This is a genomic window from Kocuria sp. KD4 (assembly GCF_011769905.1).
Taxonomy (GTDB): domain Bacteria; phylum Actinomycetota; class Actinomycetes; order Actinomycetales; family Micrococcaceae; genus Kocuria; species Kocuria marina.
Genome location: NZ_CP050449.1, coordinates 2,620,515 through 2,633,626 on the forward strand (window position 1 = coordinate 2,620,515; position 13,112 = coordinate 2,633,626).

The 13,112-nt window shown below is 70.6% G+C and carries 10 protein-coding genes; 2 read left to right on the forward strand and 8 right to left on the reverse strand.

Translation table 11 applies throughout. From position 1 onward, the window contains the following. Positions 1–148 precede the first annotated feature (148 nt). The 3 genes from HBK84_RS13075 to HBK84_RS11715 form a co-directional block, all read right to left on the reverse strand. Positions 149–2,143: a M23 family metallopeptidase gene (locus tag HBK84_RS13075; protein ID WP_305047372.1), complete on the reverse strand. Its 1,995-nt coding sequence runs from the start codon at positions 2,141–2,143 to the stop codon at positions 149–151. Positions 2,144–2,268: 125 nt separating this feature from the next. Next, a complete protein-coding gene (locus HBK84_RS11710) occupies positions 2,269–2,793 on the reverse strand; it encodes a DUF664 domain-containing protein (protein WP_144933087.1) in 525 nt (174 codons plus the stop codon). Between the two features lie 196 nt (positions 2,794–2,989). Then, complete coding sequence (locus HBK84_RS11715) at positions 2,990–3,916, reverse strand: DMT family transporter (RefSeq protein ID WP_167318976.1); 927 nt, start codon at positions 3,914–3,916, stop codon at positions 2,990–2,992. On the opposite strand from HBK84_RS11715, the gene HBK84_RS11720 reads away from it, so the two are divergent. After that, positions 3,915–5,342 (forward strand): PLP-dependent aminotransferase family protein, encoded by a 1,428-nt coding sequence (locus tag HBK84_RS11720; RefSeq protein WP_167318977.1) that lies wholly within the window; start codon positions 3,915–3,917, stop codon positions 5,340–5,342. The two genes, HBK84_RS11715 and HBK84_RS11720, sit on opposite strands and share 2 nt — an antisense overlap. A gap of 28 nt (positions 5,343–5,370) precedes the next feature. Here HBK84_RS11720 and HBK84_RS11725 read toward each other — a convergent pair whose 3' ends face one another. Further along, positions 5,371–6,885 (reverse strand): MFS transporter, encoded by a 1,515-nt coding sequence (locus tag HBK84_RS11725; protein WP_167319217.1) that lies wholly within the window; start codon positions 6,883–6,885, stop codon positions 5,371–5,373. Positions 6,886–7,058: 173 nt separating this feature from the next. On the opposite strand from HBK84_RS11725, the gene HBK84_RS11730 reads away from it, so the two are divergent. Continuing rightward, positions 7,059–7,604 (forward strand): TetR/AcrR family transcriptional regulator, encoded by a 546-nt coding sequence (locus tag HBK84_RS11730; RefSeq protein WP_144933104.1) that lies wholly within the window; start codon positions 7,059–7,061, stop codon positions 7,602–7,604. A gap of 86 nt (positions 7,605–7,690) precedes the next feature. Here HBK84_RS11730 and HBK84_RS11735 read toward each other — a convergent pair whose 3' ends face one another. The 4 genes from HBK84_RS11735 to HBK84_RS11750 all read right to left on the reverse strand — a co-directional run bounded on the left by HBK84_RS11735 (position 7,691) and on the right by HBK84_RS11750 (position 13,038). Next, the gene (locus tag HBK84_RS11735; protein WP_167318978.1) at positions 7,691–9,925 is read right to left on the reverse strand and encodes an FtsX-like permease family protein; all 2,235 of its coding nucleotides are present in this window, start codon (positions 9,923–9,925) and stop codon (positions 7,691–7,693) included. Beyond that, positions 9,925–10,845, reverse strand: coding sequence for an ABC transporter ATP-binding protein (locus HBK84_RS11740; RefSeq protein ID WP_240919001.1), 921 nt, complete (start codon positions 10,843–10,845; stop codon positions 9,925–9,927). Before HBK84_RS11740 ends, HBK84_RS11735 begins: the two co-directional genes overlap by 1 nt. Before the next feature lie 127 nt (positions 10,846–10,972). Beyond that, a complete protein-coding gene (locus HBK84_RS11745) occupies positions 10,973–11,839 on the reverse strand; it encodes a response regulator transcription factor (protein ID WP_167318979.1) in 867 nt (288 codons plus the stop codon). Next, complete coding sequence (locus HBK84_RS11750; protein WP_167318980.1) at positions 11,836–13,038, reverse strand: sensor histidine kinase; 1,203 nt, start codon at positions 13,036–13,038, stop codon at positions 11,836–11,838. Before HBK84_RS11750 ends, HBK84_RS11745 begins: the two co-directional genes overlap by 4 nt. Between the last annotated feature and the right edge of the window lie 74 nt (positions 13,039–13,112).

Genomic DNA, 13,112 nt, shown 5'->3' on the forward strand with positions numbered 1-13,112 from the left:
CGAAGGGCCACCCCGCGTGCGAGCGGGGTGGCCCTTCGGGTAAGCACCTCTATGTCCGGAACACCGGGGTGTCACCCGCCGCTGTGGGCGGGATCGCCGGTCCACGGGTACCCACCGCCGTTACGGGCGGGAGGTGGAACCCCGATCCTCACCCGTCCTTGGCAGAGGGAGCCGGGGGCTGATACGGCGGGGCATCGGCCACCAGCTTCTGCAGCGTGGTCAGCTCGGCCGTGGCCGCCGCGGTGAGTTTCTTGTCCGCCGGTTTCGCCGACGCCGCCGCCACCGCGTGCTGGGTCTTGTTCAGCTGCGCGGTGAACGACGGATCCGCGGCGGCCAGCTTGGAACCCGTGAGCCGCTGGGACAGCAAGGTCAACTCGGTGTTCAGTAGCGTGGCGGGTCCGAACTGCTGAGCCGGGGTCAGCACCAACTGCGTGGCCAGCAGGTGCTGCGTGCGCTGCTGCACCTGCTCCAGCGTGGTCAGCTGATTCACGGGCGCGGTGTACGGGTTCACGGCCGGAGTGACCGGCCCGTCCCCGGGCTTGCCCGGTTCGGGCGGCACCGGCTTATCCGACTTGCCCGGTTCAGGTTGTACCGGCTTATCCGACTTGCCCGGTTCAGGCTGTACCGGCTTGCCCGACTTGCCCGGTTCAGGCTGCACGGGCTTGCCCGACTTGCCCGGCTCAGGCTGCACGGGCTTGCCCGACTTATCCGGCTCAGGCTGCACGGGCTTGCCCGACTTATCCGGCTCAGGCTGCACCGGCTTACCCGTGGGACCACCGGACTTCGACGGGATCGGCGTGGGAGTCTTGTCCCCCGGCTTCTTGGCGCCGGAGTCGTGTCCTCCCGGTGTCGCCCCGCCCGGGGTCTGCTCGGACGTGCCCGGCGTGGAAGGCGCGGACGGGGTCGTGTTCGGGCGCAGCGTCGTCGTCGACCCTGGCTCGTGAGCGGGCCCCTTCTCGGCAGGGGCCTTCGTGGCCGGTGCAGCCTGGGGCGCGGACTTCTTGGCATCGTTCCCGGCCTTCTCGCCGGACGCCTGCTTTGCGGCGGCCGGTTTTCCGGTGTTCGACGACGCCGCTGCCGGCGGCGGGGTCTTCCGGCCCAGTGCCATCACGCGTTCGTGATCTGCATCGGGAACGTGGGACGGCGCGGGACCGGAATCGGTGCCGGGTTCCGCGTGCGGATCCACGGGAGGCTGCGTCGCGGCCTGGTCCTCCGTGGAATACGGCGCACGCGACGCGGGGATCACACCCTTGCCGGTCTCCCAGTCGAAGGATTCCGGGTCCGCGACCTTGCCGTGCACCCAGATCTCGAAGTGCAGGTGAGGGCCGGTGACACGCAGACCCGTCTGCCCCACGGTGCCCAGTTGCTCGGAGGCACGCAGGGTGTCCCCCACGCGCACCATGACGTCCTTGAGGTGGTTGTACGTGGTCTTGATGCCGTTCGCGTGCGTGACCTCCACCCGGTTGCCACCCCACACGTCCCAGAAGACCGCGGTGACGGTGCCGTCCAGGGCGGCCACCACGGGCGTCCCCTCCGGTACGGAGATGTCCGTGCCGTTGTGGAAGTCCTTCTGCTTGGTGTCCGGGGCGATCCGCCATCCGAACCGGCCGCCGTCCAGCACGACCACCGGTTGGGCCGGGGCGATGATGGTGTTGACGGGTAGCTCACCCTCGAACGTGGCCGGAGCGCGCGTGCTCGGTGCCACGGGGGACGTGTCCCCCGCGCCGCTCCCGGAGCCGCTCGAGCCCGAACCGCTTCCGGATCCGGCAGCGCCCGGGCCTCCGGAGCCACCCGGACCGAGAGCCCCGGGACCGGAACCCCCGGGAGCGATGTCCACCGCATTGCGCACGAACATGCCCGGCGCGGTCACGGGAACATCGTGGGACGCGGCGATCGCCGCCTGGTCCGGCACCACGGCGAACAGGGACGCCTGAGCCGGCTGCGCGGCGTCATCGGCGGGAGCGGGAACGCCCGGGCGCTGGGGGCCTTGCGCGTCGTGGGCCACGGCGGGCTGCCAAGGGGCGGTTTCTGTGCCGTTGCTGAGCGCGACGCTCACGGCCACGAGCATGGAGAAGGACGTGAAGGCGGTCAGCGCCATGGACGGCTTCCTGGCCGCCGCGGCGTGTGAGCGTGAACGAGTCATGAGGCGATCGTGTCTCCCGGGATGGACTTCGGCACCGTTAGCCCGCGGCCCGATAGTCAGTACAGCCAGTGTAGGTGAACCGGTGGTGTCCATGTAGTTGCATGAAGACTAAGATCCCCGCGTGTTCAGTACTTCCCGGACCAGCCGTGCTCGACCAGCCCGCGGACGTAGGCGGCCTGCCCCACGTGCTGGGCGGCGTCGTCGATCGCGGACACGATCCGCACACCCCGCGTGACGGGCGGATCCCAGGAATCGTCGATGACCTCGTCCAGCTCGGCCTCCGAGAGGGAACGGACGTACTCGGCCGTGGTATTCGTGACGGCTTCGAGGTAGCCCAGCGGCAACTCGGGATCGTCCACGCGTACGCTCGCCACGGCCTGCGGATCGTCCCCGAAGCCGAAGTCCTCACACGGGCGGTCCAGCCCGAACCTCTCGCACCACCCGCCGGAACGCCACACCTGCTCCGCTCCGCGCAGCTCGGCAACCTGGGCGTCCTGCTGCCGCGCCGCATGCCACACGAGCCAGGACATGGAGTTCAGTTCACCGCGCGGCATCTCGTTGAGGGTGTCCGCGGAGGCCCCCTCCACGGCGGCCCGCGCCGCCTCCAGGGGCCGCTGCGCGGCGTCCGTGATCAGTTCCAGTGCGCTCATGCCCGCGCCTCACTTCCTCGTGCCGACGATCCACGTCGCCCGCCCGGTCCGGTCCGGTCCGGTCCGACGACGCCGCTCCCTGTCACTCTACGGGCGCCCCGCCGGATCCGGGAGGGGTGGGGCCTGATCGGCCCCACCCTGCAGAAGGTCTTCACGGGGCTGTGCTTTCGAGGACGTGGACCCACGGGGCAGGACGTCACGCCCTGGTGCGCTGTGTCAGGGCCACGCACGCGAGGACGAGCACCGCGGCCACCACGACATCCGGAGAGAACGGTTCGCCGAGCAACAGGACGGCCCAGACAAGGGTCAGGAGCGGTTGCATCAGCTGCAGTTGACTCGCCCGGGTGACGCCCATCAGCGCCATACCGCGATACCAGACCACGAATCCCAGGAACTGGGAGACCGCCGCGATGTAGAGAAGCCCCGATATACCGCGCGCGGAGAGGTGGACGGGCTCCATGGGCAGAGCGGCGATCGTCACGACCAGGTTCACGGGAGCGGCCAGGAGCACACCCCATGCGATCACCTGCCAGCCGGGGATGCGGGAGGACAATCTCCCGCCCTCCGCGTAGCCCGCGGCACACACCACGAGGGCGGCCACGAGATAGAGATCCCCGATGCCGGGTACCCCATTGCTCTGCAACAGGGCGAATCCCACGACCACCGCCCCTCCCGCGGCGGCCGCACACCAGAACGCCCACGACGGCCGGTTCCCGGTGCGCAGCGTGGAGATGACGGCGGTAGCCATGGGCAGGGCACCGATGACCGCCGCGGAGTGCGAAGCGGACGTGGTCTGCAGCGCCAGAGTGGTCAGGAGGGGGAAGCCCAGGGCGCAGCCGAGGGCCACGACGGTGATCCCCGCCCAGTCGTGACGGGCGGGCACGGGCGGATGGGCCCACAGGAGGGCGGTCCCGGCCAGGGCCGCCGCGATGACGCCCCGCAGCCCGGTGGCCGTCCAGGGCCCGAACCCGTCCAGGGCGAAGACCGTGCCGGGGAAGCTCAGAGAGAAGGCGACGACGCCCAGGGACGCGAGAAGGGGGCCATTTCCCCATACACCGTCGGCCCGTCCCGGGCCCCGAACCGATACTCTCGTGGGAACAGTAGCGCTATTCTTGGTTTTCATGAATCACAGTAGCAGTTCCGAGGACATTGCCCGGGAACTGACGCGGGACATCACGCCGCTTGCCACGGGAACGCGGCTACCGTCCCACCGGGCCCTCGTGACCCGCTTCGGCGCGAGCGCCTCCACCGTATCCCGGGCACTCGCGCTACTCGCCCAGCGTGGCCTGGTGGTGTCCCGACCCGGGGCGGGGACGTTCCGGGCCGCACAGGAGCCGGCGTCGTCGTCGAGGGACACGACGTGGCAGGAAGCGGCCCTGGCACTGAACCCGGGGCTCGCGGACGGCAATCCGGGAGCGCGACGCCTGCACTCGCCCGGCCTGTCCAACACCCTGGCCACACCGAGCCCCGGGGTGATCGACCTCAACAGCGGCTACGCCCATCACAGCCTGCTTCCCATGACGGCGCTGCGTGCGGCGCTGACCCGTGCGGCGCGCAGTCCGCACGCGTGGGAGCGCCCTCCCGCGGGAGGCCTCTCGGACCTGCGGATGTGGTTCGCGGAGGACATCGGGGCGGGGCTGGGGCGCGAGGACGTGTTGGTCGTGGGTGGCGGACAGGCCGCCCTGTCCACCGCGATGCGGGCAGTGGCCCAACCGGGTGACCCCGTGCTCCTAGAGGCGCCCACGTATCCGGGGACCCTCGCCGCTGCTCGCGCCGCGGGTTTGCGCACGGTGTCGCTCCCCGTGGACGCGCACGGGATGCGCCCGGACTACCTCGACGACGCCCTGGGCCGCACCGGGGCCCGTCTCGTGGTGCTCCAGCCCCTGTACCAGAACCCCACCGGGGTGAGCCTCACCGAGGGACGCGCCCGTGAACTGCTCACGGTCGCCCGCAGCCACGACGCGTTCGTCCTGGAGGACGATTACGCGCGGCACATGACGCACGACGACGGCATCCCGCCGGCGAAGCCGTTGATCCTGCTCGAATCGGACGGCACGGTGATCCATATCCGCTCCCTGACCAAGGTAACTTCTCCCAATCTCAGGATCGGCGCACTCGCGGCTCGCGGGCCCGTGCTCGAGAGACTGCGCACGGTCCACATGATCGACACCTTGGTGGTGCCCGCACCCTTGCAACACACCGCGCTCGAAGTACTGACCTCGTCCGCGTGGAAGCGGTCCGTGGCCCGGTTGCAGACGGCGCTCACGCAGCGCAGGCGGCTGGCGATCCGCGCGGTCGTCGAGACCCTGGGAGCAGACGTCCTCCCCGATCACCCCCGCGGGGGTTATCACCTGTGGCTGCGCCTTCCCCGGGGTACCGACGAGAGCGAGTTCCTCTCGGCAGCCCTCGCGCGCGGCACCGCGCTGGCCCCCGGCACCTACTTCCACGCCGACCAGCCCGACGTCCCGCGCGTTCGCCTGAGCTACGCAGCAGCGCCCACGACAGCGGACCTGGTCACGGGCATCCATCGACTCGAAGGACTCGTGTGAGGAGGACCGCTACAGCACCGCGGTCCGGTCAGTGGGTGCGGGGCATGCGACGGTCCGCGCGGAGCACGCGCACCAGGACCATGGCTACGACCAGCACCATGAGACCGCCCACGAGCGAGCTCCACTGCATGCCGGAGGAGAAGGCGGCCGTGGCGGCGTCGACGATCGAAGCCTGCAACGGCGACTGAGCGGCCACCTCCAGGGCGCCACCCAGCGTCTCGTGCGCGGTCTGCGCGCTCGCGGGATCCAGGGCCGCGGGCAGGTCCAAGTGGGCCTGGTAGAACGCGGTGGTCACACCACCCAGCACGGCGGTGCCGAGCACGGCGCCCACCTCGTACCCGGTTTCGGACACGGCCGACGCCGCTCCGGCCTTGCGTTCCGACACGGACGAGACCACGAGGTCGGTGGACAGTGTAGTCGCGATACCCACACCCGCGCTCATCACGGTGAACCCGCCCAGGACCGGCAGCGCCGAGGCCTGTTGATCGGTGAAGAACACCAGGAGGAAGCCCAGGGCAACGAGCAACAGACCCAGCACCACGGCGTTGCGCAATCCGATCGTGTAGGCCAGCTTCGCGGCGGTGAGCCCGGCGACGATCGCGAGCAGCAGCCCGGGGACCATGAACAGACCGGAGGTCATGGGGTCCATGCCACTGACCAGCTGCAGGTGCTGGGTGAGGAAGAACAGGAACCCGAACATCGCCACGTTGGACACCACGTTCACGGACAACCCGCCCGAGAACCGGGGGCTGCGGAAGAAGCGCAGGTCCAGCATGGGGTAGTCCTTGACCACCTGGCGGCGCGCGAACAACAACCCGGACAGCGCACCCACGGCGATGAACAGCACACCGTGCAGAGCGGAGCCACCCGTGGCCATGGTCTTGATGCCGTACACGATCGGGGCCATGGTCAGGATCGCGAGCACGATGGACGCGGGGTCCACCGGTCCCGGGTGGGGGTCACGGGACTCGGGCAGCAGCAACGGGGCCGCGATCAGGAACGCGATCAGCACCGGGACAGCCAGCAAGAATACCGAGCCCCACCAGAAGTGGTTGAGCAGGAAGCCCCCGGCGATGGGACCCAGGGCGGCGCCGGCGCTGAACCCGGCCGTCCAGATCGCGATGGCAAGGCTGCGCTGGCGATCGTCCTGGAACACGGTGCGCAACAGGGACAGCGTGGTGGGCAAGAGCATGGAACCGAACACGGCGATCCCCACGCGGGCGGCCAACAGCCATTCGGCGCTCGGGGCGAAGGCCGCGCCCAGGGAGACCAGGCCGAAGCCCGAGGAACCGATGATGAGCATCTTCCGCCGCCCGATCCGGTCCCCCAGGCTCCCCATGGGGATCAGCAGGGCGGCCAGGACCAGGGGGTAGATGTCCACGATCCACAGCAGCTGCGCTGCGGTGGGACGCAGCCCCGCGGAGATCGCGGGCAGGGCGAAGCTCAGGGCGGTGTTGTTCACGGAGACCAGGAGCACCGGGAACATGAGGGCGCCCAGGGCGGCCCAGCCACGGGCATCGGCCTTGCGGTGTTGATCGACCATCACGGACACGTGGAACCTCCTGGGAGAAGAGCTGCGGATTCGGGTGTGCGAGCCGTACACGGTTGTACCGAGCTCCTTCACAGGAGCCTCTCGCCAAGTCTTTACCGTCTAGACGGTACAGTTAACATGGTTAGGCTGGCAATGATTCCCACCCCGTGAGGTTCACTACACCCATGCCCCGCAAACCCGTGGCCCGCGAGAAACTACTCACCGCGTTCGAACACCTCGTGCTGTCGGAGGGCGAACGTGCCGCGACCCTGGACGCCGTCGCCGCCCGGGCGGGGGTGTCCAAGGGCGGGTTGCTCTACCACTTCCCCCACCGGCAAGCGCTCGTGGACGCCGCCCTGGCCCGGTGCGAGGAGATGGCCCGCGAGGACCTGACCCGCCTCACGCAATCCCCCCGGGGTGCCGCACGGGAGTTCCTGGCCACCTCCCTCTACGAGGACAGCCCCCTGGACCGCAGCCTCATGGTGGCCTTCCGCATGGTGCAGTCCGGCGAGCCCGGCGCCCGCGAGACGTGCGAGCGCGTGACCCGGGAGTGGTACCGCGTGGTCCTCGAGGACGTGGGGGACCCGATGATCGCCACGGCCGTGCAGTGCATGGGGGACGGGCTCTACCAACGGGCGTCCATGGGTCTGCTGCCGGAGGACCCGGAGGAGAAGCAGCAGATCCTGCAGCGCCTGCTGGACACCGCGGATCGGTTGACGCGGGACTCGTGACGAAGCCCCGGCCGAGCACCTCGCGGTACTCAACCGGGGCTTTGTGGCGGGGCCGTTCAGGGCGCCGCCGTGCCGGAGCGAACGGGTCAGTCGACCCGCGCCATCCCCTCCACCGGATTGAGCTTCGTGGCCCGTCGCACCGGCAGCGCGGAGGCGATGACCGCCACCACCACCGCACCGGCCAAAATGAGCAGAAAACCACCCCACGGCACCACGGGCCGGACGGTCATCCCCTCCACGACCAGGGACATCACCCCCAGCATCCCGAAGAGCCAGCCCACCACCAGGCCCACCACGGTGGCCACGAGTGAGATCACGAGGGCTTCCCGCCGGATGAGCGCCCCGAGTTGCCGCTTGGACAACCCCAGCGCGCGCAACAGGGAGTTCTCCCGGGAGCGTTCCAGCACGGACAGGGACGTGGTGGACGCGATCCCCAGGACGGAGACCACCACGGCCACCGCGAGCAGTGCCAGCACCACCGCAAGCAGGATGTCCAGGAGGTTCACGTAGCCGGCCTTCTCGAGCAAAGCACCACCCAGCTGATCCGTGCCCACGTGCAGGATCTTCGCGACGGACTCCTCCAGCTTGGTGGCTTCCTGCACGTCGAGGCGCTGAGCGGCGTCGACCGTCGCGCTCACCCCGTACGGCAGGTCCCCGGACGTCTGGACGCCCAGGACGTCCGGGAGGGCCCGCAACTCGGTGAGTTGCTGCTCGCTGAGGGGTCCGGCCGTCATGGGAACGGCGATATCCACCGGACGCTCCCGGTCCAGCTGGTCCAGCAGGTTCACCCGGGCCACGTGCTGACCCGTGAGCACCGTGGCCACGAGCAGCACCCCGATCAGCAGGGCCGTGGCGGTCGTGCTCGTGCGCCCCGGGTACCGCGCCGCGTTGGTCGCAGCCAACTTCGAGGCGATCCCACCGGGCAGCACGCTGCCCGCGCCGCGCACGAGCGCCGGGACGTACGCCCGCGACGTCATGACCACGCCCAGGAAGGACGCGAGTCCGCCCGCGATACCCAGTCCCGGGTTGTGGGTCAGCGCACCGAACACGAGGGTTCCTGCACCGACTACGAGGATCACGGCGCCGGAGATCACGCGCAGCATCGGAATACCGTCGGCGGCGCGGGAGCCGCGCAGACCGTCGAGTGCCGCCGCACCGCGAGCGCGGCGCGCCGGGCCCAGGGAGGCCACGAGGGTCAGGAGCACGCCGGTGACCAGTCCCGCGATCACGTCCCGCGGGGCCAGCGTCAGCGAGACCGACCCCAGGGACACCACGGCCCGCAGCAATGCCACGAGGCCCACCACGCCCGCGACCCCCAGCGCGGAGGCGACGACGCCGATCACCAGGCCCTCGAGCATGACCGCCCGACGCAGCTGCGTCCCGGTGGCCCCCACGCAGCACAACAGCGCGAGCTCACGGGCCCGTTGCGTGGTGAGCACGGACAGGGTGTTGGTCACCACGAGCAGCGCGACCAGGACGGAAAGTCCCGCGAACAGCCCCAGGAACACCGCGAGCACGTTGGTCCCCTGCGCGATGTTCTTGACGTTCTGGGTGGCCACCTCCTCCGGGGTCTGCACCGTCAGGGCGGGCGTCCCGCCGGCGCCCGTCTTGAGGATCCGGTTCACCTCGGGCGCCAGCGAGTCCAGTCGGCCCTGATCGGGCGTCCCATTCATCCGCAGCAGCACGGCCGAGCCCTGGAACGTGGACGGGATGGAGGTCCCGCCTACGCGCTCGATGCCCTGCGCCGTCGCGTACACGTGGGGCAGCCCCGGGGGCGTGCCCCGCGCGGTGATCCCGCTGACGGTGTACTGCGCCGATCCGCCCGAGGGGTTGTCCGGCTGCGCCAGGCGCAGCGTGTCCCCGACCCCCACACCGAATTTCTCGGCCGTGGCGCCCGAGACAAGGACTTGGGTGGGCGACGTCGGGAACGCGCCCTGCTCCGGAGCCACCGGCGCGAGGGACGTGTCCCGGGGCACGTCACCGAGCCACGTGGTCCCGGCGCCGTCCGGGCCGGCCTTGGTGCCCGCCGGCACGGTGGCCTTGATGTGCGGGGCCCACGCGTGCTCCACCCCGGGCAGGGTCTCTATCTCCCGCAGTTGCTGCGGGGACGCCTCGGCCCGCGCCTGTTCCTCGTTGGGACTGAGCACCACGGCGTCCGCGTTGCGGAACGGTGCCGCCGCGGTCGCGGCCATGCTCGCCGAGAGCGTGCTCGCGAGCCCGAGGGCCGCGGTCACGAACGCCGCGGACACCGCCACGCACACGACTACGAGCGCGTAACGGGTCCACTGCAACCGCAACCGGGACGTTACCACCCGCAGCATCAGAGCTCACCCGCCGGGGCGTCGTCGGCCACGATGCGGCCGTCCCGCACGCGCACCACGCGGTCCGCGGCCTCGGCCACAGTGGCGTCGTGCGAGACGACGACGACGGTCTGGTGCAGTTCGTCCACGCAGCGACGCAGCAGCGCGAGCACCTCGGCGGACGTGGCCGAGTCCAGGGCCCCGGTGGGTTCGTCCGCGATCACGACGTCCGGCTGGGACAGCAGCGCCCGCGCGATCGCCACGCGCTGTTGCTGACCACCGGACATCTCGTCCGGGCGGTGCTCGAGGCGCTCGGTGATCCCGAGGGTCTCGCACAGTGCCCGCAGCATCTCGGGGTCCGCGTCCTTGCCCGCGAGGGACAGCGGCAGTTCGATATTCTGCCGAGCGGTGAGGGTCGGGACCAGGTTGAACGCCTGGAACACGAATCCCACGTGGTCGCGCCGGAAGCGGGTCAGTTGGTCGTCGGACAGCCCCGTGATGTCCTGGCCGCCCACCACGATCGAGGTCTCGGGGTTGCTGTCGGGGACGTCCAGCCCGGCCAGGCAGTGCACGAGCGTGGACTTGCCGGATCCGGACGGGCCCATGACCGCGACGAACGTGCCCACCGGGATCTGCAGGCTCACGTCCCGCAACGCGGACACCCGCGCACCACCGGAACCGTACGTGCGGGACACATGAGCCGCGTTCACAGCCAACGGCGCGGGGCGGATCCCCACGGAGGACTCGCCGCGCGCACCACCGACCGTGGCCACGCCACCCCACGGGGCATCGGATGAGGTAACGCCGCCCGCGTGCTGCGCACCGGACGAGGGGATGCCCATGGAGGAGCTCATGGCCATGAGACCGGGCGTGGCCCGCCGGGGCGGTTCCACCCACGGCGGGGCGTTGAAACGTTCGAGGGACGAGTGTGAAGAGGTCATGCTCCCACTGTGCTCGGATCCGGTTCCGGACACATCGGGCCGGGGTAGGAACGCTGGGCCGCCCCGCCTCAGACCCGGGTGTGACCCCGGTCCACCGGGGCCAGCGGGTCATCCCAGGGTGTGAGACTCAACCCGGTAGGACCACGCCCGTCTCGTACGCGATGACGACCGCTTGCACCCGGTCCCGCGCGCCGAGCTTGGCCAGGATGTGGGACACGTGCGTCTTGACGGTGGGTTCGGACAGGAACAGCTCCGCCATGATCTCCCCGTTCGACAGACCATTGCCGATCAGCTCGAACACCTCCCGTTCGCGCGCGGTGAGGGTGCGCAACCGGGGGTCCCGCCACGGGTCCCGGGGGCACGTGTGGAGCACCTCCGGAACGGGTCCGCCCGCACCGGCCGCGCCGTTCCGAGCGGGGTCGGTCCGGGGGGCGTCAGCCCGGGAGGCATCCGCCTGAGGGACACCGGTCTGGCCGATACCGGCCCGGGCGACACCCGTCACGGCGGGGTCGTCACGCACCGCATCGGCCCCCGCGGCACCGGCCACGAGGTGCGACAGCAACCTGCGCGTGGTGGACGGCGCGATCACGGCGTCCCCGCGCGCGACCGTGCGGATCGCCTCCAGGAGCTCCTCGGGCCGGGCGTCCTTGAGCAGGAAGCCACTGGCCCCGGCATGGATGCCCTCGAGGGCGTATTCATCGAGGTCGAACGTGGTCAGCACGATGACCCGCACTCGCGGGTCCAGGTGCAGGACGGACCGGGTCGCATCGATCCCGTTCGTGCCGGGCATCCGCACGTCCATGAGGACCACGTCCGGGGCCAGGGCCGAACCCGCGTGGGTGCGCACGAAGTCGACGGCCGCGGCGCCGTCGTCCGCTTCCCCCACGACCGCGAGGTCCGGCTGGGAGGCCACGAGCATGCGGAACCCGCCGCGCACGAGGGGTTGGTCGTCCGCGATCAGGACACGGACGGCGTCGGAAGCGGTTGCTGTCATCGTTCCTCCGTGGGAAGGGTCGCTCGGACCATGAACACGTCCTGCCGGTCGGGGTGCGGGCCGGCCGTGAGGCGACCGCCGTAGAGGCTCACGCGTTCGCGCAACCCCTGCAGGCCCTGCCCCGCACCGGGCGCCCGGCACGCGCCCTTCACGCCGTTGTTGGTGATCTCGACCCACGAGAACTCGGGCCGGTGCTCGATCACGATCCGCACGGACGAGGCCTGCCACGCGTGTTTGAGTACGTTGGTCAGGGCCTCCTGCACCACGCGGTAGAGCGTTAGTTCGGCCCCCGTGCTCAACCGGGCCTCCCCGCTCACGTGGTACTCCACGGGCAGCCCCGCCCCGCGCACCGATTCCACGAGGTGACCGATCTGTCCGAGTTGCGGGATCGGCGCGGTGCCCGTCCCGTCCTCGGTGCGCAGCACGCCCAGCAGTTTGCGCATCTCCGTCAGGGACCCGCGGGCGGTGTCCGCGATGGTGCCCAGGGTCTTCGTGGCGACCTTCGGGTCCGACGCCGCCGCGTAGCGCGCGCCGTCCGCCTGCGCGATCACCACGGACAGCGAGTGCGCCACGACGTCGTGCATCTCGCGCGCGATCCGCGCCCGCTCGTCCTGCGCGGCCAGGCGGACCTCCTGCTCGCGTTCGATCTGCAGCCGTCGCGCCCGGTCCTCGAGCTGTTCCCGACGACGACGCCGCTCGCGCGCCAGGTCTCCCATCAGGAACGAGACCATGACGAACGCCGCGGCGATGAGCGCGAACATGGTGCCCGCCGCGATCCACTGGGGGGTCGTGTACTCCCCCAGCACGCCCAGGAACCAGTCCCGGCTGGTGAACCCGAAGACCGCGCTGCCCACGAGGGCCGCGACGAGCACGCTGCGGCGCGCTCCCGTGGGGGAGCGCATGGCCACGGTGTACATCACGCACGGGACGGCCCAGATGCACAGCGCGATCGTCGCCACGTTGAACGCGAGCAGGGACACGACGGCCAGCGCACCCAGGGCGTACGCCGTGGCCACGGGCGCGGCGCGGCGGAAGTACAGCGGCACGGCGCACGCCAGCGTGGACCACCACGAGAAGGGGTCGTTCAGCGCGATCAGGAACAAGAACACCGTGAGCATGAGCCCCATGGTCATGAGCACGGCGTTGCTCGTGTGGGGGTGGTCCTCCGCCCAGCGGGCCAACCGGATGTGTGCAGCCATTACCGCAGCACACTATCCGCGGGGCCTGCGGTGTGCATCATGTGAGGGGATGAGCGGGCCACCGTGAGGCTCCC